Here is a 19701-nt window from a genome sequence, read left to right on the forward strand (position 1 = left end):
TCAGCCCTCCCCGGCGGTCCGGCGACGGGCGCGGGACGCGATGATGTTCTCGACGACCGCGATGTGGTCCGGCGAGTGCATGGTCCTCTGCTCGGCCAGCAGAGCGGGTTCGAGCACGGTGGTGAGCGCCTGCTCCAGATGCAGGTTCACCGCGCGCTTGGTCTCGCGCAGCGCCTGCGCGGGCAGCGCGGCCAGCCGCACGGCCAGGTCCATCGCCTCGTCCAGGAGCTTGTCCTTCGGTACGACACGGTTGGCGATGCCCAGCCGGACCGCGTCCTCGGCGCTCACCCGGTCGCCGAGGAACAGCAGTTCCTTCGCGCGGGTCAGGCCGACGAGCAGCGGGAGGACGAGGGCACCGCCGTCGCCGGCGACGAGTCCGACCTGGACATGGGGGTCCGCGAGATAGGCGTCGTCGGCCATCAGGACCAGGTCACTCAGCAGCGCCAGGCTGCATCCCAGACCCACCGCGGGCCCGTTGACGGCCGCGATCACCGGCAGCGGGCAGCGGACCATGCCGGTGATGATCCGCCGGGCCTCGTCGACGTTCTGCTCCCGGAACGCGCGGTCGCGCTGGACCCGGGTCATGATGTCGAAGTTGCCCCCGGCGCTGAACGCCCGGCCGCGCCCGGTGAGCACGACCACCCGGGCCTCCGGGTCGTCGGCGAGCGAGTCCCACAGCGACGCGAGACCCGCGTGGAGCTCCTCGCTCATCGCGTTGAGCTGGTCCGGCCGGTTCAGCTCGATCAGCCGGACCGGCCCGACGGCCGTCACCAAGAGGTCCGTCATCTCCACCGCCATCAGTCGTCATCGAACGAGTCAGTAGAGTTGAATGCTATAACTAATTAAGCTTTCTGGAAACGGCTCGCTGGAGTGACGGAGGACGCGTATGTCCGTGCAGGAGTACGAGACCGTGCGGGCCGAGGTGGCGGACCGGATCCTCACCGTCACCCTCAACCGGCCCGAGAAACTCAACGCCTTCAACCCCCGGATGATGGCCGACCTGCTCGACGTCCTGGACGCGGCCGACGCCGACGACGAGGTCCGGGTGATCGTGGTGACCGGCGCCGGGCGCGGCTTCTGCGCGGGCGCCGACGTCAGCTCCGGCGGCTCCTCCTTCGACCACCGCAAGGCGGGCGCCTGGCACCGGGACACCGGCGGCCGGGTCGCGCTGCGGATCTTCTCCAGCACCAAGCCGGTGATCGCGGCGATCAACGGCCCGGCGGCGGGCGTAGGGGCCAGCATGACCCTGCCCATGGACATCCGCATGGCGTCGACCTCGGCGAAGTTCGGGTTCGTCTTCGCCCGCCGCGGCATCGTGCCGGAGTCGGCGGCGAGCTGGTTCCTGCCCCGGGCCGTCGGCATGCAGCGGGCCGTGGAATGGGTCGCCACGGGCCGTGTCTTCGGGCCGGACGAGGCCCTCGCGGCCGGGCTGGTCCGCTCCGTGCACCCGCCGGAGGAACTGCTGCCGGCGGCGTACGAGCTCGCCCGGGAGATCGCGGACAACACCTCCGCGATCTCCGTCGCCCTCTCCCGCCAGATGATGTGGCGGATGCTGGGCGAGCCGCACCCGATGGCCGCCCACCGGCTCGACTCCCGGATCATGAGCCAGATCGGCGGCGGCCCGGACCCCGTGGAGGGCGTCCAGTCGTTCCTCGCCAAACGGCCGCCCGAGTTCCCGGGCCGGGTCAGCAAGGACATGCCGCCCCTGTACCCCTGGTGGCAGGAGGAGGAGTTCCGCCCCTTCGACGTCGACGAGCAGGCACCGGCGCGGGAGGCCCAGGGATGACGACGTTCGACTACATCGTGGTCGGCGCGGGGTCCGCGGGCTGCGTGCTCGCGAACCGTCTCTCCGAGGACCCGAAGACGTCCGTGCTGCTGATCGAGGCGGGCGGCCGGGACTCCACACCGCTGATCAGGCTGCCCAAGGGATTCGGCAAGCTCCTTGGCGACCCCCGGTTCGCCTGGCACTACCCGGTCGAGCCGGTGGGCCCCAGTCGCCGCGTCGAGCACTGGGTCCGGGGCCGGACGCTCGGCGGATCCAGCTCGGTCAACGGCATGGTCTACAACCGCGGTGACCGCGCCGACTACGACGAGCTGGAACGCCTCGGCAACCCCGGCTGGGGCTGGGACACCATGCTGCCGGTCTTCCGGCGGATCGAGGACAACGCGCTCGGCACCTGCGCCATGGGCCCGGAAGAGGACGACGACGTCGACGGCCGGCTGCGGGTACGTGGCATCGAAGGACTGAGGGTCGTCGACTGCTCGGTCATGCCGACCATGGTGTCCGGAAATCTCAACGCGCCGATCATGGCCATGGCCTGGCGGGCGGCGGACTTCATCCTGGGTACGGTCTGATCCCGTATCGGGAGATCTGGCCGAAACATTGTCGTAGTTTGTTTGACCTGTTAGCGTCCGGTCGGCGGACATTCAGCTGAATGCGCTAAACCATTCACCGCCTGGACGGTAACCATGAGCGATGGTTTCCTGCACGAATCCCTTCGCCGTGTCGACTGGGGGGTCGCCACCGCGGACACCATCGCGGCGCCACCGCCGCCCCTGCCGGAACGCGGCGGTCACTTCCACCAGTGGACCGACGACCTCCGGCAGCTGACCGGTGTCGTCGCCGACACCCACCGCATGGTCGCCGGATGGCCGCACCTCCAGCCCGACGGCCCAGGCGGCTGGGACCGGGAAGCCCTGGACCGCTGCGACCGCGCGCTCGACGCACTGCTCGCGCGCGGCATCCGGCCCGCGCTCACCCTGCTGGACCGCTCACTGCCGCCCTGGCTGGAGGCGGCCGGCGGCTGGCTCGCCCGCGACACCGCCGAGCACTTCGCCGCCTACGCCGCCGAACTCGGCCGCCGTTTCGGCGACCGGGTGGAACGCTGGATCACCTCCACCGACCTCGCCGGTCCCACCCTCGCCGACCATGTGGCCGGAATGTATCCCCCGAACCGGGGCGCGGGCCGGGCCGGACTGCCCGCGGTCCACCACATCCTGCTCGCGAACGGCCTCGCCACCCAGGCCCTGAGAGCCACCGGCGCGCGCGGCCGGATCGGCACCACGGTCACCCTCGTCGGCGGCTACCCGGCCACCGACGACCCCTACGACCGTCTCGCCCTGGAACGCCTGGAGAGCTGGACCAACCGACTCTTCCTCGACCCCCTGCTGCTCGGCGAGCACATGGTCACCGAGGACGGCGACGCACCGGTCGCGGACAGCGGCTGCGTACACCCCGGCGACCTGGAGACCATCACCACCGAGCAGGACCTGCTGGGCCTGTCCTGGCACACCCCGTTCCGCGTCACCGCGCCGGAGAACCTGCCCCGCGTGCTGCCGACGACAACCTGTCTGAGCGCCCTCAACGAGGTGAACCGCCTGCTCGTGGGCCTCGGCTTCGCGATCGTCCCGTTCGACGACGTGGAGACCACCGCCTACGGCTGGCCGATCATCCCCGAAGGACTCGCCGACGCCGTCGCCGGCCTCTACGAGCTGTACGGCGACGCGCTGCCGCCACTGTCCGTCATCGACAACGGCATGGGCGACCTGGACCTCGTCGACGCCACGGGACACAGCGACGACGACCGCCGCCGGTCCCTGCTGCGCGCCCGCCTCTCCTGGCTGGCCGGACTCACCGCGGCCGGTGTGGAGGTGTGCGCCTACGAGTACTGGTCGGTCCTCGACAACCTGGAGGCCAAGTTCCGCTACACCCGCCTCTACTCGATGGCGGTCCCGGACCACGAGGCCCCGCCGCGCCCCCCGATTCCCTCCGACTGGCTGCGCAGCGGCGCCTTCGCCCCCGTACCCGAAGCGGGGCGGCCGACCGGCCTGAGCCTGGTGCCGACCGCGCCCCGGGCTCAGGACGGCACAACCTCCTAGCCCGACTCCGGTCTCAGGATGCCGGAGCCTCGTAGTCCCTGCCGCGGATCAGTCGCACCGGCGTGTAGACGAGGACGTCCTCGTCCCGCTGGTTGCGCACGGTGATCCGGCTGGTCACCACGCCCCGGCCGGGCTTGCTGGACGGCCGGGACCCCGTGGTCTCCACGACGGCGTACACGGTGTCGCCGACGTACACCGGACCCAGCACGTCGAGCTCCATGTGCAGGAAGGCGAGGCCCGTGCCGTGCAGGACGTTCGTCTGCAGGACGAGTCCTTCGGCCAGGCAGTACGTCAGCCCGCCCGGCACCAGTCGCCCGGTGTAGCCGCCGTCCGCGGCGTGCGAGGCGTCCCAGAAGAGGGGCTCGGTGAAGCCGCCCCAGGTGACGAAGTTGACCAGATCGGTCTCGGTGACGGTGCGGCGGGCGGTCCGGAAGACCTGCCCGACCGGCATCTCCTCATAGGTCAACCCCTTGACCAGCAGGGGGGCCTCGGTGATGGTCTGCTGCGGCGCCATGTTCGGTTCCTCTCGTACGGTCGGTGGTCACAGGTCGAGCGGGTGTTTGCCGCTGACGCCCTCGAAGTCCGCGGGCCGCTTCTCGCGGTGTGCGGCGAGTCCCTCGACGACCTCGTGCCCGCCGAATCCGAAGAACTCCAGCCCCAGCGAGGCCTCGAAGATCGGCTGGGCGGTGCGGTACCAGTGGTTGAGGGACCGCTTGGTCCAGCTGATCGCGCTGGCGGGCCCGGCGGCCAGCGCCGTCGCCACGCGCAGGGCCTCGGTGTGCACCTCCGCGTCGTCCACGCACTTGGACACCAGCCCGATCCGCTCCGCCTCCTCGCCGGTGAGCGTCTCGCAGGTCAGCAGGTAGTACTTGGCCTTGGCCATGCCGCACAGCAGCGGCCAGCAGATGGCGGCATGGTCACCGGCCGCGACACCGAGCCGCGTGTGCCCGTCGACGATCTTCGCCGTGCGGGCCGCGATCGAGATGTCCGCGAGCATGCCGATGACCAGCCCCGCCCCGACCGCCGGCCCGTGGATCGCGGAGACGACCGGCTTGGAGCAGTTGAGCACCCCGTAGACCATGTCCCGCGCCTCCCGCATCACCCGGGCACGCACCGCGTAGTCCTCGGTCATGGCGTCGATGGAGTCGAAGGTCCCGCCCGCCGAGAACGCCCGGCCCGCCCCCTGGACGACCACCGCGCGGGTCTCCTGGTCCCGGTCCACGACGGACCAGATGTCGGCGAGCTCACCGTGCATCCGCGGATCCACGGCGTTGAGGTTCGGGGCGTCGAGCACGATCCGCAGCACCCCGGGCGCGGGCCGCTCGAAGGTCAGGCTCGTGAACGGGGCGTAGGGATCGGTCACGTCGCGCTCCTGGTGTATTCAGTGTGGATACTATAATTATCTAACTGTATCCAAGGGTGGGCGGCAAGCAGGCCGCACGTGACGTTGCACCGAGGACAGGAAGCTCGGCATGGATCTCACCTTCAGCGAGGAACAGGACGAACTGCGCAAGGTCGTCCGCTCGTTCCTCGCCAAGCACTCCGACGAGGCGACCGTGCGCCGCCTCGCCGCCGACCCGACGGGCCACGACCCCGTCGTCTGGCGGCGGATGGCCGGCGAACTCGGACTCCAGGGGCTCGCCGTCCCGGAGGAGTACGGCGGCTCGGGCTTCGGCTACGTCGATCTCGGCGTCGTCTTCGAGGAGGCGGGCCGCGCGCTGCTCGGCGGCCCGTACTTCTCGACGGTCGCGCTGGCCGCGGAGGCACTGTTGCGCTGCGACGACGAGCAGGCGCGGCACGACCTCCTGCCGGGCATCGTGTCCGGCGAGACGGTGGCCACGCTGGCGCTCACCGAGGACGACGGCCGCTGGGACGAGCAGGGCATCGGGCTCACCGCCGCCCATGACGAGACGGGCGGCTGGCGGCTGACCGGCATGAAGACCTACGTCCCCGACGGGCATCTCGCCGACCTGCTCCTGGTGGTCGCCCGCACGCCCTCGGGCATCAGCCTCCTGGCCGTCGAGACCGCCGACGCAACCGGCCTCACCCGCACCCCCCTCCCCACCCTCGACCAGACCCGCAAACAGGCCCGGATCGAGTTCACGGACACCCCCGCCCGCCTCCTGGGCCCCGAGGGCGCGGCCTGGCCCGCCCTCGAACGCACCCTCGCCACCGCCGCCGTCCTCCTGTCCGCCGAACAGGTCGGGGGAGCCGCGGCAGCCCTGGACGCCGCCGTCGAGTACGCCAAGATCCGCGAGCAGTACGGCCGGCCCATCGGCTCGTTCCAGGGGATCAAGCACAAGTGCGCCGACATGCTCATGGAGATCGAGTCCGCCCGCTCGGCCGCGTACGGCGGACTGTGGGCGCTGGACGCGGGCGACGAGACGGAGACCGCGATGTCCGCCGCCCTCGCCCAGGCCTTCTGCTCGGAGGCGTTCACCAAGGTCGCCGCGGACAACATCCAGGTCCACGGCGGCATCGGCTTCACCTGGGAGCACCCCGCGCACCTGTACTTCAAGCGGGCCAAGAGCTCCGAGGTGCTGCTCGGCACACCGTCGTACCACCGGGAACTGCTCGCCGCCCGGCTCGGCATCTGAGACCTCAGGGAGAGGCTGACATGGAGCTGGACTTCGGGCCCGCGGTACGCGGCTTCCGCGACGAGGTACGGGACTGGCTGGCGGACCACCTCGTGGGGGAGTTCGCCGAGAACCGGGGCGTGGGCGGCCCCACCGACGGCGCGGCGTGGGAGGTCCGCCTCGCCTGGGACCGTGAGCTGTCCGCGGGCGGCTGGCTGGGCATCGGCTGGCCCGAGGAGTACGGGGGGCGCGGGCTCGGGCTGCTGGAGGAGATCGTCTTCGAGTACGAGTACGCGCGCGTGAACGCCCCGTACCGGGCCACCGTCAACGCGCTCGACCTGCTCGGCCCGATGCTCCTCAAGGTGGGCAGCGAGACGCAGAAGAAGCGCTTCCTGCCGCCGATCCTCGCAGTCGAGGAGCTGTGGGGCCAGGGCTTCAGCGAGCCCGGCGCCGGCTCCGACCTGGCGTCCGTGCGCACCCGGGCCGAACGCGACGGCGACGAATGGGTGGTCAGCGGACAGAAGGTGTGGACGTCGTTCGGCATCCACGCCGACTGGGTCTACGTCCTCACCCGCACCGACCCGGGGTCCGTGCGGCACAAGGGCCTGAGCATGCTGCTGGTGCCCACGGACCAGCCCGGCGTGGAGATCCGCCCCATCCGCAACCTCGCCGGCCAGGACGAGTTCGCCGAGATCTTCCTCTCCGACGCGCGCACCGGCGCCGACATGGTCGTCGGCGAGGTCGGACAGGGCTGGCGCACCGCGATGGCCACGCTCGGCATCGAGCGCGGCACCACGCTCCTGCCCCAGCAGCTCGCCTTCGAACGGGAGGCCGAGGCACTGATCGACCTGGCCCGCGAGCGGGGCGCGCTCGACGATCCGATGCTGCGCCGCCGCATCGTCGACGCCTGGATCTCCGTACGCATCATGCGCACCACGAACCTGCGGACGATCGCCGAACTGACCGCCGGCCGCACACCGGGCGCCCAGGCCACCACCGCGAAGCTGTACGCGTCGACCCGGCACCAGCAACTCGGCCAGCTGGCCACAGAGTTGGCGGGACCGGCCGGGCAGATCGTCGGCGAGGACTACGCCCTGGACCGCCGACAGCGCTCCTTCCTGCTCGCCCTCGCGGAGACGATCTACGGAGGGTCGAGCGAGATCCAGCGCAACATCATCGGGGAACAGGTCCTCGGTCTGCCGAAGGAGCCGCGCCCGTGATGTCGCTCGAGGACCGTCTCGACCGCGTCGAGTCACAGCTCGCCATCCAGCAACTGCCCATCCGCTACGCCCTCGCCGTGGACGGCCGCGACCTCGACGCCTGGGTCGGCTGCTTCCGGCCCGACGTGGACATGGGCCGCCACGGCCGCGGGCGGGCCGTCCTGCGACAGCACATCGAACCCGCGGTGCGCGGCTTTTACCGGTCGGTCCACCAGATCTGCGGCCACCGCGTCGAGTTCACCGGCCGCGACACGGCGACCGGCGCGGTCTATTGCCGGGCCGAGCACGAGGTGGGGGACCGGTGGATCGTGATGGCGATCTGCTACTGGGACGACTACGCGCGCGTGGACGGCGACTGGTACTTCTCCCGCCGCCGCGAACGGCACTGGTACGCGGCGGACGTGACCGAACGCCCCCAGTCCGTGGCATTCAAGGGCTGGGAGGGCGCCGGAGAGCCGGCGCTGCCCGAGGCCTTCCCCTCCTGGTCGGCCTTCTGGAAGGAAACGTGATGGCACGGTTGTCAGGGAAGACGGCACTGGTCACCGGCGGCGGACAGGGCGTGGGGCGGGGCATCGCGCTCGCGCTCGCGGCCGAAGGGGCGGCCGTGGTGATCACCGGCCGCACCGAGAGCAAGCTGAAGGACACGGCCGGGGAGATCGCCGAACACGGCGGCCGGGCGTACACCGTCGTCGGGGACGTGGGGGAGCGGGACGACGTCGACCGCATGGTGGCCGAGACGGTTCGGGAGTTCGGCGGCCTGGACGTGCTCGTCAACAACGCGCAGTCCTCGGTGCAGCGCCGGCTGGCGGACACGTCGTACGACGATGTCGAACTCACCTATCGCAGCGGGCCGTTGGCCGCCTTCCACGCGATGCAGGCCGCCCTGCCCCACCTCAAGGAGAGCCGCGGCAGCGTCGTGAACCTGGGTTCCTCGGCCGCCGTCCAGGGCGAGGCGACCTTCGCGGCGTACGCCATGGCCAAGGAGGCGATCCGCGGCCTGAGCCGGGTCGCCGCGCGCGAGTGGGGGCCGTACGGGATCCGCGTGAACGTGATCTGCCCGGCCGCCCTGAGCCCGGCGGCGGAGGCCTATCTTGCCGCGCACCCGCAGAAGGCGGAGGAGATCACCCGGCAGATCCCCTTGGGCCGGCTCGGCGACCCGGAGGCCGACATCGGCCGGGCGGTGGTCGCGCTCGTCAGCGACGACATGGCCTATCTGACGGGGGCGACGCTGATGCTGGAGGGCGGCCGGACCCTGCTCGGGTGACGCCGCTACACGACGCCCCGGGACCGCAGCGCGGCCAGCTGACTGACCGTCACGCCTGCGAGAGCGGTGAGCACTTCGGCCGTGTGCTCACCCAGCGCCGGCGGCGGTGCGTAGTCCTCGACCGGCGTCGCCGTGAACCGGATGGGGTTGGCGAGCATCGGCAGGGGTCCGGAGGCCGGGTCCTCGACCTCGATCAGCATTCCCCGGTGCTGTACCTGCGGGTCGGCGAAGACCTCGGGCATCTCGTTGTACGGGCCCGCGGGCACGTCGTGTGCGTCGAGCACGGTCAGCCACTCGTCCCGGGTGCGGGTGCACAGGATCGCCGCCAGCACCGGCAGGATCTCCTCGCGGTGGGCGATCCGGGCGGACGTCGTGGCGAACCGTTCGTCCTGGAGGAGGTCGCTGCGGTCGGCCGCCGCGCAGAACGCGGCGAACTGCTTGTCGTTGCCCGCGACGAGGAAGATCGGCTTGTCCTTGCAGGGGAAGGCCTGTGAGGGGATCCCGCCGTACCCGCCGTTGCCGCGCCGCTGTGGAACCTCGCCGGAGACCAGGTAGTTCATCGCGAAGTGGGACAGCGAGGCCAGGCCGCAGTCCAGCAGGGACAGGTCGATGAACTGGCCCTCGCCGGTGAGGTCCCGGTGGCGCAGGGCCGCGAGGACGGCCGTGGAGGCGTAGAGCCCCGTGAGGATGTCGATCATGCTGACGCCCACCTTCATCGGCTCTTCGGGGTGCCCGGAGACGCTCATCATCCCGGACATGGCCTGGAAGATGCCGTCGTAGCCGGGGCGGTCGGCGTACGGGCCGGTCTGGCCGAAGCCGGTGACCGAGAGGTAGACGAGGCGCGGGTTGAGTGCGCGCAGGCTCTCGTGGTCGAGGCCGTACTTGGCCAGCGTGCCCGTCCGGAAGTTCTCGACCAGTACGTCCGAACGTGCGGCGAGGGCGCGGATGAGTTCCTGTCCCTCGGCAGAGGCGTGGTTGACGGTGACAGACCGCTTGTTGCGGTTGGCGGCCAGGTAGAAGGCGGCGGTGTCCGTCCGGTCGCCCTCGGGTCCGGGTGCGAAGGGAGGGCCGTACGTCCGGGAGTCGTCCCCCGATCCGGGCCGCTCGACCTTGATCACCTCGGCGCCGAGATCGGCCAGCATCTGCGTGGCCAGCGGCGCGGCGAGGATGCGGGACAGATCGAGCACGCGGATCCCGGCCAGCGCGGTCGACGGCATCTGGGTCTCCCTCTGTTCACGGACGACGAATCAGTTATATAAATAATACATCTAGCGCTCGGCTGTGGCCGACGTGATTGCCTCATCTATTCAATTCATGTAACTATATGGATCGGCCGCCAGGCCGGGACGGGAGGGCGGGCTGATGACCGTCGCGGCGAGGACCCTCACCGATCAGGAACAGCGAGAACGCCGGGCCTGGTTCCGCGCCCGTTGGGAGCGCGGGGTCGCCTTCAACCGGCGCTGCCGTATCCGGGTGACGCGCTGGGAGGCGGACGGGGTCGAGATCGTGCTCCCCTACGCCGAGTCCCTCTCCGCCCACGAAGACGTCTTCCACGGCGGCGTCATCTCGGCGCTCATCGACACCGCCGGCGCCGGAGCCGTGATCGCCGGGCACGACTTCACCAAGGGCAGCCGGCTCAGCACCGTGTCGATGTCGGTGCAGTACCTCGCACCCGCCCGCGGCCGTGAGGCGATCGCGTACGCCCGCTGTGTGCGGCGGGGCGGCCGCGTGCACTTCGCCGACGTCGACGTCCGCGCCGACGGACGCATCTGCGCCCGCGGGCAGGTGGTCGTGACCATCTCGGGGGAACGGCCCGGCGTCGGCGACCCGATCGAACCGCTGGACGAGGAGTGACGTGATGCCCGAGGAAACCGTGGTGGCCCCCGAGGACCTGGACCTGGTCCTGTACGAGGTGGACGAGGACGGCGTCGCCACCGTCACCCTCAACCGGCCCGAGCGAAAGAACGCGTGGAGCATCCCCATGGAGCGCCGCTTCTTCGCGCTCCTCGACGAGGCCGCGCAGGACCCCGCCGTCCGAGTGGTGATCATCACCGGGGCGGGCAGGGCCTTCTGCCCGGGGATGGACATGCAGCGCCTGGAGCAGAACTCGCAGCCCGGCGAGTCCCTCAACCTCCAGGCCCGCGTTCCCATGTACAGCAGGCGCACCATGCCGAAGCCGATGATCGCCGCCGTCAACGGCGCCTGCGCGGGGATCGGCCTGGTCCAGGCCCTCATCTGCGACATCCGCTTCGCCGCCCGCGGCGCCCGCTTCACCACCGCCTTCACCCGACGCGGCCTGGCCGGCGAGTACAACATGCCGTACGTCCTGCCGCGCGTGATCGGCCTGGAGAACGCGCTCGACCTGCTGCTGTCGGGCCGCGTCTTCGACGCCGACGAGGCCAAGGAGCTCGGCCTCGTCAGCCGTGTCGTCGAGCCCGAGGACCTGCTCGACGCCGCCCGCGCCTACGCCCGGGACATCGCCCGCAACTGCTCCACGCGCGCCATGGCCGTCCTGCGCCACCAGGTGTACGGCGACCTCGACCGCCCCTTCACCGACGCCCTCGCCCGCTCCTACTCCGCCATGGAGTTCTTCGCGGGCTCGCCCGACTTTCGCGAGGGTGTGTCGAGCTTCGTGGAGAAGCGGGAGCCCAAGTTCGAGGGACTGCCGCCGGACTTCGACCCGGACGAGGCCACGCGCGACGCGTTTCTGCCGTACTGATCTGCCGTACTGATTCGAGGAGCACACGCGGATGACAGGGCAACCCTTCCCCGTCGAGGCCGGGCACATCATGATGTTCGCCCGCGCCATCGGCGACGAGAACCCGGCGTACCAGGGCGAGTCGGCGCTCGCACCGCCCACCTTCACCATGGCGAGCGCCCACTACGACCCCGACTACCACCTGCGTCCCAAGCCGGACGAGAAGTGGTTCGGGTCGGGACGCGACGCCGGCGTCATGGCCGAGGGCGCCGGCGGGCTCCACGCCGAGCAGCACTTCGAGTACCACCGCCCGGTGCGCGCCGGCGAGACCCTCTACGCGCACCTCTCCACCGGCCGCAGCTGGGAGAAGCAGGGCCGCACCGGCCGCCTGCTCTTCAGCGAGCGCATCACCGAGTACCGGGACGCCGACGGCGAACCGGTCGTCAGTGCCGTGACCGTGGCCGTCGTCCCCGAGGGCCCGGCGACCCCGAAGGACGCCCGATGAGCCTGAGCCCCGACGACATCAAGGTCGGCGAGATACGCGAGAGCGTCCTCGTCGACGACCTCAAGCGCACCCGGATCGTGCAGTACGCGGGCGCCTCCGGCGACTTCAACCCCCTGCACACCGACGAGAAGTTCGCCGTCGAGGCCGCGGGCTACCCCGGCGTGTTCGCCCACGGCATGCTGACGATGGGCATGACAGGGCGGGTCCTGACCGACTGGGTCGGCACCGAGGCGCTGCTGCGCTACGGCGTGCGCTTCAAGGCGCAGGTCTGGCCGGGCGACACCCTCACCGCGACGGCCACCGTCGAGTCGATCGAGGACACGCCGGCCGGCCCGGTCGCCCACTTCGCCCTGCGCACCGTCAACCAGGACGGCGCCGAGGTGGTCACCGGCACTGCGACGGCCCGCCTGGCGCCCTGAGCCGATGGCCGCCGCCCAGGAAGGGACGCAGGCGGCCACCTGGACCGCCATGGTGAGCCGCGCCTACGACCACGCCCGCCCCGCCGTCCGGTTCGGCGACCTGACCTGGACCGGACGCGAACTCCTCGACCGTGCGGCCGGCGCCGCCGACTGGCTGGACACCCTCGGCCTGGAGCCCGGCGATCCGGTGCCCGCCCTGGTCGCCACCTCCGCCGACGCCCTCGCGCTGGTGATCGGCGGCGCCGGATCCGGCCACCCGCTCGCACCGCTCGGCGTCCGCATGACGGCGTACGAGATCGCCGCCGTGGTCAAGGAGACCCGGGCGCACGTCCTGCTGGCTCAGCCCGAGTTCGCCGACCTCGGCAGGCAGGTCGCCGAACTGTCGGGTCGCCGACTCGCGGTCGTGCCCGAACTCCCTATCAAGGCAAGGGAGTTGACCGCAGCCCCCGACGACCTCGCCACCGTCCTGCACACCTCCGGAACGACGGGCCTGCCCAAGCCCGTCCCCATGAGCCAAGGGCGCCTGGCCGCGCGCGCCCGCGTCAACGGCCGGCTGTGCGCACTCGACCCCGACAGCTTCTACGGCGGCAGCGCGCCCTTCCACCACATCGCGGGCCTGGGCAACGTCGCCGTCGCCCTCGCCGCCGGCGCGCTGATCACCGGCCTGCCTCGCTTCACCGTCGAGGGCTGGGCCCTGCTGCGGGAGCTCGGCACCACGCACACCAGCATGGTCCCCGCGATGCTGGAGACCCTGCTGGCTGCCGGCGAGGCCCGCCACGAGACGCTGCGGACCCTCCAGTACGGCGGCGCGCCCGTCCGCCCCGACACCCTGCGCCGGACGTACGAGGCGATGCCCGGCGTCCGCATGCTCAACATGTTCGGGCAGACGGAGGGCTCCCCGATCAGCGTGCTCACCCCGGAGGACCACCGGGAGGCGGTGGCCGGACGCACCGAGCTGCTGCGGTCGGTGGGGCGGCCCGCACCCGGGGTCGAGATCAGGGTCCACGATCCCGGCCCGGACGGCGTCGGAGAGATCCACGCCCGCGCCGACCACCTCTTCAAGATCGACGCCGAGGGCTGGCTGCACAGCGGCGATCTCGGCCGCGTGGCGGAGGACGGGTATCTCTACCTGCTCGGCCGACACACCGACATGATCATCCGTGGCGGCGAGAACGTCCACCCGCTGGAGGTGGAGACGGTCCTGTCCGCGCACCCCGGGGTGGCGGACGTCGCGGTCACCGGCGTTGCCGACGAGCGGCTCGGCCAGACCGTCGTCGCCTTCGTCGTCCCCGCCGATCCCGACGCCCCGCCGGAACCGGCGGCGCTCAGGAGCCACACCCGCGCCCGGCTGTCCGGGTTCAAGGTCCCCGTCCGCTGGTGGTTCGTGGACGACCTGCCGCGCAACGCCAACGGCAAGGTCGTACGCCGAAGCCTTCGGGAGCCCACCGCGCTCGCCGCGCCCGTCGCGCTCGAAGGAGAGACACGTGACGCTTGACCACTCGGTCGTCGCCCCGGAAACCGTCGGCGTCGACCCGCATCGGCTGGACGTACTCCTGCGCAGGATCCGCCTGGAGGTCGAGCACGGACCGCTGCCGTCCGCGCAGGTCGCCGTGGCGAGGGACGGGCGGCTGGTCGCCTTCGAGACCTGGGGTGACGCCGAACCGTCCACGCGATACGTCCTGCAGTCGGTCGGGCGGTCGATCGTCGCGGGCGCCGTGTGGAAGCTGATCGGCGAGGGACTGCTGGACGTGACCGAGCAAGTCGCCGCGATCATCCCGGAGTTCGCGCCGAACGGGAAGGAGGAGGTCACGGTCGAGCAGGTCCTCGCGCACACCGCGGGCTTCCCCTTCGCGCCGCTCGGGTACCCGAAGATGCTCGACCGCGAGCAGCGCCTCGCCGCCTTCGGCCGCTGGCGGCTCGACTACCCGCCGGGCAGCCGCTTCCAGTTCCACCTCACCTCGGCGGCCTGGCTGATCGCCGAGATCGTGGAGCGGCGTACGGGCCTGGCCTTCGCCGCCTACCTGCGCGAGCGGATCGCCGAACCGCTCGGCCTGTCCTCGCTCGAACTCGGCGTACCGGTGGACCGGCAGCCCGGCACCGTCGCCCCGATGACCGCCACCGACCGCACGAGCGACGAGCAGGAGCCCGACCCCTGGGGCCCCTGGTACCTGTCCGACCCGCGCGTGCTGGCGGCGGGTGAGCCCAGCCACGCCCTGGTCGCCACGGCCGCCGACGTCGCCCTGTACTTCCAGGCGCTGGAACACTCGGGACTGTGGAAGCCGGAGGCCGTGGCGGAGGGCACCCGGGTCCGGCTGACGGGCCACCCGCACGGGGAGCAGATCTACGGGGGCGGCTCCAACCGCCGTACCAGCATGGGCCTGTTCGTCACCGTGGCAGGGCCGGACGCGGGCAGCAACCTGCCGTCCACCGGTTCGCCCGCCCTCTTCGGCAGCGCCGGGGCCGCCTACCAACTCGGCTTCCTGGACCCGGAGACCGGCCTGTCCTTCGTCTGCCTGAGCAACGGCTACCCGCTCGCCGGTTACGACCACTCCCGGCGCGGTACGGCGCTGCTCACCAACATCGCGAACCTCGCGGCGGATCTCACGGACTGAACAGAGCCTGGACGCAGCTGAGCCCGGTACCGAATCCCGGTACCGGGCTCCCTTGGACTGCGATGCTCAGCGGCTGATCAGCTGCTGGGCGTTGTTGTACATGATGTCGTCCTGGGCGGACTCGTCGAGCTCGGCGATGAGCTTGCGGAAGTCGGCCGGGTTGGCCAGGCCCTCAGCGTGCGGGAAGTCGGAGCCCATGACGATGGACTCGTGGTAGCCGAGGCGCTTGACGACGTTCACGATGTCGTCCTCCGGATAGGGGACCACACGGACGTGCTTGCGGAAGACCTGGCTGGGGCGCTCGTCCAACTGGCCGCCGATCCAGGGGCCGTTGCGGCCCATGCCGCGGCTCTTGTCCATGTGGCGCACGAAGTGCGGCACCCACTCGGAGCCGAACTCGGACACCAGGACGTTGATGTCGGGGAACCGGCCGAAGAGGTTGTCGAAGATCAGCGCGGACAGCGTCTCCTCGACGGGGCGCTGGCCGTAGGTGTTCTGCCACTGCCAGGCCGACATCCGGAAGTGGATGGGGTTCGGGTCGTAGCCCCAGGAGGGCGCCACCTGCGAGTTGTAGTAGAACTCGCTGATGTGGTAGCAGACGCTCGCCTTGGCCTCGTTGACCAGCTTCCAGAACGGGTCGAAGTACGGGTCGCCGGGCGAACGGCCGTACACCGGGCCGGTGGGCAGCAGGATGAAGCGGGCGCCCTGGTTCAGGACGAACTCCAGCTCCTTGACCGCGCTGGGCAGATCGCGCAGCGACAGCAGCGCGGGGGCGTAGATGCGGTTCTGGTGGTTGAAGCCCCAGACCTCGTTCATGTACCGGTTGAAGGAGTGGTAGTTGGCGTAGAGCGGCTCCACGCCCTTCACGTACTCCTCGGCCACCAGCGCCCAGCCGCCCGGGTAGATGATCGTCTGGTCCAAACCCTGCTCGTCCATGACGCGCAGACGGGACTCGCGGTTCTGGTACGACTCGTGCATCGGCTCGAACTGGTACGTCTCCTCGGGATTGCCCGAGGCCATCGCCTTGAGCATCTCCTTGAGCGAACCGGGACGGTAGACCTGCCCGAACTCCGGTTCCAGGCATACGACGATGCGGTCCCCGGCGAGGATCACCTCCCGCCCGTCCGGCAGGGTCACCGGTGCGACCGCCGATCCGAGGAACTCCTTCGGAAGGTAGCGGGTGAAGGAGTCCCGCTCCTCGTACATGTGCTGGTCGCAGTCGAAGATGGGCTTGCGCTGTTCGGCCATGGCGTCGCCTCCGGGCCCCGGGAACTATTCAGTACGCCTTCTATAATTATCTAACTGATTAAAGAGCGCAAGGGGGAGTGGAGGCGGACCCGCCGCGAGGTGGCCTGCGGCGACGCGGGGCCGGTCAGTCGAGGAGTTCGAGCACCGTCTTGGGTCCCGCGGCGTTCACGACGTCGTCCGCGCCGGCGATGTGCCGCTGCCACAGCTTCTCGGCCTCGTCCGCCTTGCCGGACTCGATCAGGCCGACCATCCGCACATGCGCCCGGTGTCCCTTGAGGGCCTGTGTCTTCTGTGCCTCGGCATCGGCCGCGCCCGCGGTGTACGAGGCGTTGGCGCGGTCGATGATGTTGCGCAGCATGCCGCACAGCAGGATCAGGGTCTGGTTGCCGGTGAGTTCGATCAGCAGGGCGTGGAAGGCGTCCTGCGCGTCGACCAGGGCGAGCGGGTCGTCGAGGACGGCCTTCTCGGCCGCCACCGCGTCGCGCAGCTGCTTGATGTCGTCCGGCGTGTGCTTGGTGGCGAGCTGGCGGGCGCAGGGCGGCTCGATGAGGGCCGCGGCACGATAGATGTCGCCCAGCGTGGCGCCGCGGTATTCGAGGATCAGGCCGGCGAAGCGGGCGGCGACATCCGAGTCCGGAGCGCTCACCCGGGCCCCGCCGTGGGCGCCGCGGCGCACCGTGATCAGGGACTCCGACTCCAGTACCCGGAACGCCTCGCGCAGCGTGGGCCGCGAGATGCCGAACTGCTCCATCAGCCCCGACTCCGGGGGCAGTGCGTCGTCGGGCTTCAGCTCGCCGCGTACGATCTGGCGGCGCAGGTGTGCGGCGACCAGTTCGGCGGTCTTCGGCACCCGCACCTGACGTCCGACGCGACTGCGGGCGGGGACGGGCACGGTCGCCGTTTCTGCGGTGCGGGCTGCCTCGGCCACGGTGGGCTCCTCGTATAGCTAAATGAATCGTCTTAGTGTATCGAGGGTACCAGGTCAAGCCGTCGGTGATCTTCTTTGTGCACGACCTGATCTGGTGCCCCGGCGGTCCTTTGGTATATAGATGATTCATCTATCTATAAAGCCGGTCCAGCCGACGGATACCGCGGGAGTGACCTCGATGACCGAGAACCCGGCCCCGGAGATCCTCACCGATCTCACCGACGACGGGGTCATGCTGCTGACCCTGAACCGGCCCGAGCGGCACAATGCCTGGACGCTCGAGATGGAACTGCTCTACAACGAACTGTTCGACCGGGCGGAGCACGATCCACGGGTGCGGGCCGTGGTGCTGACCGGCGCCGGGCGCAGCTTCTGCCCGGGAATGGACATGAGCGTCCTGGACGCCGCCTCGTCGGGCGCCCGCCCCTGGCCGACGGACCAGCTGCCCCCGCGCACCCGGCCCATGTCCTTCCCGAAGCCCGTGGTGGCCGCCGTCAACGGCGCCTGCGCCGGCATCGGATTCAACCAGGCGCTGATGTGCGACGTCCGGTTCGCCGTCCCGCACGCCAAGTTCGCCGCCGCCTTCAGCGCGCGCGGGCTGGTGGCCGAGGACGGCGTGTCCTGGATCCTGCCCCGGCTGATCGGCTACGGCAACGCCGCCGACCTGCTGCTGTCCTCGCGCCGGATCACCGGGACGGAGGCCCTGGCGATGGGGCTGGTCAACCGCCTGGTCGAACCGGCGGAGCTGCTGTCGGCGGCACTCGCGTACGCGACCGAACTGGCCCGCTCGGCCAGCCCGTACGCGATGTCCCTCATCAAACGGCAGCTCGCCGACGACCAGGCGAGGACCTTCACCGAGAGCCGCGACCACGCGGCCGCGCTGCTGGCCACGGCGAAACGCGCCCCGGACTACCGCGAGGGCGTGCGCAGCTTCATCGAGCGAAGGCCCCCGGAGTTCGCGGGGCTGGGGGAGCCCCCGGTCCCGGCATCGGCGCTCCCGGGGAAGGCGTCGTCATGACACGCTCCGAAGTCCCGCTGCACCGCCGTACGATCACCGTCACCGCGTACGCGGAGGGCTGCGACGAGATCTCGGTCGAGGCGGAACTGAGCGACGTGCGCCCCTGGGCGGAGCCGTCGGCCGGCGTCGTCCACCGGATGGTGCTCGCCGTGCGGGTCCGTCTGGCCGACATGGTCATCGTGCACGCCGACGCGGACATGCGGACCTTCCCGCACGCCGAGTGCCCGTTGATCACCCCGGTGTTCGACGGCCTGACGGGGCTCAGTGTCGCCGCCGGGTACAACCGGGCGATCCAGGAGCGGTTCCGCGGGGTGCTGGGCTGCTCGCACCTGCATGAGCTGGCCCGCGTCCTGGGGCCCGCGGTCGTGCAGGCGGCCATCTCGGCGAACGCGGGCCTGCGGTACGCCGGGGAGCAGTCCCAGGGCCCGCGCTCCACGGCGGGGGTGCTGAACAGCTGCCACGTCTGGGCGCCGGACGGCGTGGGCCTGCGCAAGCTGGACGCGGGCTGGGTCCCGGGCACCGGACCGCGTCCGGTACCGCCGCTCAGGACCTTCGAGCAAGGCGGACCGGGGACGTACGGCGCCTGAACGCGTGTGCAGCTCTGCGGTCGTCCCGCCCGCCGTGGCGCGGTGACGACTCGGGGGTTGGGGAAGTCAGGAATTCGTTACAGGCGTCTCACACCTCGACCACCTCCACTCCCGCCTCCCGCAGCCGGCTGCCGGTCTTCTCGTCCACCGGGGCGTTGGTCACCACGACGTCGAGTTCCTCGGGACCGCACACCCGGGCCATTCCGGTGCCGGGGAACTTGCCCGCGTCCGCCACCAGGACCACCTGGGCGCTGGCGGCGATCATCGCCCGTTTGACGGGCACCTCGACGGCGGTGGTGTCCAGCACCTGGCCGTCGGGGCGGACCCCGCTGGTGCCGAGGAACAACCGGTCGGCGTGGACCTGGCGCAGGTTGTCCTCGGTGAGGAAGCCGACCAGCGAGCGGTAGTCGCGCCGCACCACGCCGCCCAGCAGGATCAGCTGGACGTCCTTGTCGTCCTGGAGCTCCTCGTAGACGGCGAGGTTGCTGGTGATCACGGTCAGCGACCGGCCGTGCAGATGGCGGGCCACCCGGTGGGCCGTGGTGCCGATGTCGAGCAGCACGGTCTCGCCGTCCCTGACGAGGTCCGCGCACCAGGCGGCCAGCGCGTCCTTCGCCTCGACCCGGACGCCGGCCACGTCGGCGAACGGGTCGTCCTCGCCGAGGACGGGGGCGGCACCGCCGTAGACCCGCTTGAGCAGTCCCTCGTCCTCCAGTTGTACGAGGTCCCGACGGATCGTGGCCTGAC

The 19701-nt window shown here is 70.9% G+C and carries 22 protein-coding genes; 15 read left to right on the plus strand and 7 right to left on the minus strand.

The features are described from left to right. Nucleotides 1-786, minus strand: coding sequence for an enoyl-CoA hydratase/isomerase family protein (locus ACFVYN_RS28635; protein WP_390003376.1), 786 nt, complete (start codon nt 784-786; stop codon nt 1-3). A 100-nt stretch (nt 787-886) separates the two neighbouring features. On the opposite strand from ACFVYN_RS28635, the gene ACFVYN_RS28640 reads away from it, so the two are divergent. From ACFVYN_RS28640 to ACFVYN_RS28650, 3 genes are all read left to right on the plus strand, one after another. Further along, nucleotides 887-1786: a crotonase/enoyl-CoA hydratase family protein gene (locus tag ACFVYN_RS28640; protein ID WP_390003377.1), complete on the plus strand. Its 900-nt coding sequence runs from the start codon at nt 887-889 to the stop codon at nt 1784-1786. Next, on the plus strand, nt 1783-2355 hold the full coding sequence (locus ACFVYN_RS28645) for a GMC oxidoreductase (protein ID WP_390003380.1): 573 nt from the start codon (nt 1783-1785) through the stop codon (nt 2353-2355). The genes ACFVYN_RS28640 and ACFVYN_RS28645 overlap by 4 nt, the downstream gene beginning before the upstream one ends. 114 nt (nt 2356-2469) lie before the next feature. Continuing rightward, nucleotides 2470-3879, plus strand: a complete 1410-nt coding sequence (locus tag ACFVYN_RS28650; protein ID WP_390003382.1) for a glycoside hydrolase family 1 protein — start codon at nt 2470-2472, stop codon at nt 3877-3879. A 13-nt stretch (nt 3880-3892) separates the two neighbouring features. On the opposite strand, the gene ACFVYN_RS28655 is transcribed toward ACFVYN_RS28650, so the two are convergent. Together ACFVYN_RS28655 and ACFVYN_RS28660 are read right to left on the minus strand one after the other, a co-directional pair. Further along, the gene (locus tag ACFVYN_RS28655) at nt 3893-4393 is read right to left on the minus strand and encodes a MaoC family dehydratase (protein WP_390003384.1); all 501 of its coding nucleotides are present in this window, start codon (nt 4391-4393) and stop codon (nt 3893-3895) included. Nucleotides 4394-4420: 27 nt separating this feature from the next. After that, entirely contained in the window at nt 4421-5242 is an 822-nt protein-coding gene (locus ACFVYN_RS28660) for an enoyl-CoA hydratase/isomerase family protein (RefSeq protein WP_390003385.1), read from the minus strand. Nucleotides 5243-5351: 109 nt separating this feature from the next. Here ACFVYN_RS28660 and ACFVYN_RS28665 point away from each other — a divergent pair, with 109 nt between their 5' ends. From ACFVYN_RS28665 to ACFVYN_RS28680, 4 genes are read left to right on the plus strand one after another with little or no spacing between them, the layout of a single operon-like run. Further along, complete coding sequence (locus tag ACFVYN_RS28665; RefSeq protein ID WP_390003387.1) at nt 5352-6476, plus strand: acyl-CoA dehydrogenase family protein; 1125 nt, start codon at nt 5352-5354, stop codon at nt 6474-6476. 20 nt (nt 6477-6496) lie between these two features. Beyond that, nucleotides 6497-7675 carry an acyl-CoA dehydrogenase family protein gene (locus ACFVYN_RS28670; protein ID WP_390003390.1) on the plus strand — a complete coding sequence of 393 codons (1179 nt, stop codon included), beginning with the start codon at nt 6497-6499 and terminating at the stop codon, nt 7673-7675. Beyond that, nucleotides 7675-8184, plus strand: a complete 510-nt coding sequence (locus ACFVYN_RS28675; protein WP_390003392.1) for a nuclear transport factor 2 family protein — start codon at nt 7675-7677, stop codon at nt 8182-8184. Before ACFVYN_RS28670 ends, ACFVYN_RS28675 begins: the two co-directional genes overlap by 1 nt. Continuing rightward, nucleotides 8184-8939 (plus strand): SDR family NAD(P)-dependent oxidoreductase, encoded by a 756-nt coding sequence (locus ACFVYN_RS28680; RefSeq protein WP_390003394.1) that lies wholly within the window; start codon nt 8184-8186, stop codon nt 8937-8939. Before ACFVYN_RS28675 ends, ACFVYN_RS28680 begins: the two co-directional genes overlap by 1 nt. A gap of 5 nt (nt 8940-8944) precedes the next feature. Here the strand turns inward: ACFVYN_RS28680 and ACFVYN_RS28685 are convergent, their stop codons facing one another. Continuing rightward, nucleotides 8945-10156 (minus strand): CaiB/BaiF CoA transferase family protein, encoded by a 1212-nt coding sequence (locus ACFVYN_RS28685; RefSeq protein WP_390003397.1) that lies wholly within the window; start codon nt 10154-10156, stop codon nt 8945-8947. A gap of 145 nt (nt 10157-10301) precedes the next feature. Here ACFVYN_RS28685 and ACFVYN_RS28690 point away from each other — a divergent pair, with 145 nt between their 5' ends. The 6 genes from ACFVYN_RS28690 to ACFVYN_RS28715 are packed head-to-tail and all read left to right on the plus strand — an operon-like array spanning nt 10302 to nt 15173. Next, nucleotides 10302-10793: a PaaI family thioesterase gene (locus ACFVYN_RS28690; protein WP_352385531.1), complete on the plus strand. Its 492-nt coding sequence runs from the start codon at nt 10302-10304 to the stop codon at nt 10791-10793. Nucleotides 10794-10797: 4 nt separating this feature from the next. Continuing rightward, nucleotides 10798-11658, plus strand: a complete 861-nt coding sequence (locus tag ACFVYN_RS28695; RefSeq protein ID WP_390003400.1) for an enoyl-CoA hydratase-related protein — start codon at nt 10798-10800, stop codon at nt 11656-11658. A 31-nt stretch (nt 11659-11689) separates the two neighbouring features. Next, nucleotides 11690-12142 carry a MaoC family dehydratase N-terminal domain-containing protein gene (locus ACFVYN_RS28700; RefSeq protein ID WP_390003402.1) on the plus strand — a complete coding sequence of 151 codons (453 nt, stop codon included), beginning with the start codon at nt 11690-11692 and terminating at the stop codon, nt 12140-12142. After that, the gene (locus tag ACFVYN_RS28705; RefSeq protein ID WP_390003404.1) at nt 12139-12561 is read left to right on the plus strand and encodes a MaoC family dehydratase; all 423 of its coding nucleotides are present in this window, start codon (nt 12139-12141) and stop codon (nt 12559-12561) included. The genes ACFVYN_RS28700 and ACFVYN_RS28705 overlap by 4 nt, the downstream gene beginning before the upstream one ends. Before the next feature lie 4 nt (nt 12562-12565). Next, a complete protein-coding gene (locus tag ACFVYN_RS28710) occupies nt 12566-14056 on the plus strand; it encodes a class I adenylate-forming enzyme family protein (protein WP_390003405.1) in 1491 nt (496 codons plus the stop codon). After that, on the plus strand, nt 14046-15173 hold the full coding sequence (locus ACFVYN_RS28715) for a serine hydrolase domain-containing protein (protein ID WP_390003407.1): 1128 nt from the start codon (nt 14046-14048) through the stop codon (nt 15171-15173). The genes ACFVYN_RS28710 and ACFVYN_RS28715 overlap by 11 nt, the downstream gene beginning before the upstream one ends. Nucleotides 15174-15239: 66 nt before the next feature. Here the strand turns inward: ACFVYN_RS28715 and ACFVYN_RS28720 are convergent, their stop codons facing one another. After that, nucleotides 15240-16421 carry an amidohydrolase family protein gene (locus ACFVYN_RS28720; protein WP_390003409.1) on the minus strand — a complete coding sequence of 394 codons (1182 nt, stop codon included), beginning with the start codon at nt 16419-16421 and terminating at the stop codon, nt 15240-15242. Nucleotides 16422-16545: 124 nt separating this feature from the next. Then, complete coding sequence (locus tag ACFVYN_RS28725) at nt 16546-17349, minus strand: FadR/GntR family transcriptional regulator (RefSeq protein ID WP_390003412.1); 804 nt, start codon at nt 17347-17349, stop codon at nt 16546-16548. A 178-nt stretch (nt 17350-17527) separates the two neighbouring features. On the opposite strand from ACFVYN_RS28725, the gene ACFVYN_RS28730 reads away from it, so the two are divergent. Together ACFVYN_RS28730 and ACFVYN_RS28735 are read left to right on the plus strand one after the other, a co-directional pair. Beyond that, entirely contained in the window at nt 17528-18367 is an 840-nt protein-coding gene (locus ACFVYN_RS28730; protein WP_390003414.1) for an enoyl-CoA hydratase-related protein, read from the plus strand. Beyond that, complete coding sequence (locus tag ACFVYN_RS28735; protein WP_390003416.1) at nt 18364-18954, plus strand: DUF2889 domain-containing protein; 591 nt, start codon at nt 18364-18366, stop codon at nt 18952-18954. The genes ACFVYN_RS28730 and ACFVYN_RS28735 overlap by 4 nt, the downstream gene beginning before the upstream one ends. Nucleotides 18955-19042: 88 nt before the next feature. Here the strand turns inward: ACFVYN_RS28735 and ACFVYN_RS28740 are convergent. After that, nucleotides 19043-19701, minus strand: a 659-nt coding sequence (locus tag ACFVYN_RS28740; protein WP_390003418.1) for a DeoR/GlpR family DNA-binding transcription regulator, incomplete at its 5' end; no start/stop codon positions are given.

Source organism: Streptomyces sp. NPDC058307 (genome assembly GCF_042880295.1).
Lineage (GTDB): Bacteria > Actinomycetota > Actinomycetes > Streptomycetales > Streptomycetaceae > Streptomyces.

Excerpts from the sequence above, each read along its gene's own strand:
- ACFVYN_RS28635 (WP_390003376.1), bottom strand. The coding sequence starts at position 786 with ATGACGGACCTCTTGGTGACGGCCGTCGGGCCGGTCCGGCTGATCGAG.
- ACFVYN_RS28640 (WP_390003377.1), top strand. The coding sequence starts at position 887 with ATGTCCGTGCAGGAGTACGAGACCGTGCGGGCCGAGGTGGCGGACCGG.
- ACFVYN_RS28645 (WP_390003380.1), top strand. The coding sequence starts at position 1,783 with ATGACGACGTTCGACTACATCGTGGTCGGCGCGGGGTCCGCGGGCTGC.
- ACFVYN_RS28650 (WP_390003382.1), top strand. The coding sequence starts at position 2,470 with ATGAGCGATGGTTTCCTGCACGAATCCCTTCGCCGTGTCGACTGGGGG.
- ACFVYN_RS28655 (WP_390003384.1), bottom strand. The coding sequence starts at position 4,393 with ATGGCGCCGCAGCAGACCATCACCGAGGCCCCCCTGCTGGTCAAGGGG.
- ACFVYN_RS28665 (WP_390003387.1), top strand. The coding sequence starts at position 5,352 with ATGGATCTCACCTTCAGCGAGGAACAGGACGAACTGCGCAAGGTCGTC.
- ACFVYN_RS28670 (WP_390003390.1), top strand. The coding sequence starts at position 6,497 with ATGGAGCTGGACTTCGGGCCCGCGGTACGCGGCTTCCGCGACGAGGTA.
- ACFVYN_RS28675 (WP_390003392.1), top strand. The coding sequence starts at position 7,675 with ATGTCGCTCGAGGACCGTCTCGACCGCGTCGAGTCACAGCTCGCCATC.
- ACFVYN_RS28680 (WP_390003394.1), top strand. The coding sequence starts at position 8,184 with ATGGCACGGTTGTCAGGGAAGACGGCACTGGTCACCGGCGGCGGACAG.
- ACFVYN_RS28685 (WP_390003397.1), bottom strand. The coding sequence starts at position 10,156 with ATGCCGTCGACCGCGCTGGCCGGGATCCGCGTGCTCGATCTGTCCCGC.
- ACFVYN_RS28690 (WP_352385531.1), top strand. The coding sequence starts at position 10,302 with ATGACCGTCGCGGCGAGGACCCTCACCGATCAGGAACAGCGAGAACGC.
- ACFVYN_RS28695 (WP_390003400.1), top strand. The coding sequence starts at position 10,798 with ATGCCCGAGGAAACCGTGGTGGCCCCCGAGGACCTGGACCTGGTCCTG.
- ACFVYN_RS28700 (WP_390003402.1), top strand. The coding sequence starts at position 11,690 with ATGACAGGGCAACCCTTCCCCGTCGAGGCCGGGCACATCATGATGTTC.
- ACFVYN_RS28705 (WP_390003404.1), top strand. The coding sequence starts at position 12,139 with ATGAGCCTGAGCCCCGACGACATCAAGGTCGGCGAGATACGCGAGAGC.
- ACFVYN_RS28710 (WP_390003405.1), top strand. The coding sequence starts at position 12,566 with ATGGCCGCCGCCCAGGAAGGGACGCAGGCGGCCACCTGGACCGCCATG.
- ACFVYN_RS28720 (WP_390003409.1), bottom strand. The coding sequence starts at position 16,421 with ATGGCCGAACAGCGCAAGCCCATCTTCGACTGCGACCAGCACATGTAC.
- ACFVYN_RS28730 (WP_390003414.1), top strand. The coding sequence starts at position 17,528 with ATGACCGAGAACCCGGCCCCGGAGATCCTCACCGATCTCACCGACGAC.
- ACFVYN_RS28735 (WP_390003416.1), top strand. The coding sequence starts at position 18,364 with ATGACACGCTCCGAAGTCCCGCTGCACCGCCGTACGATCACCGTCACC.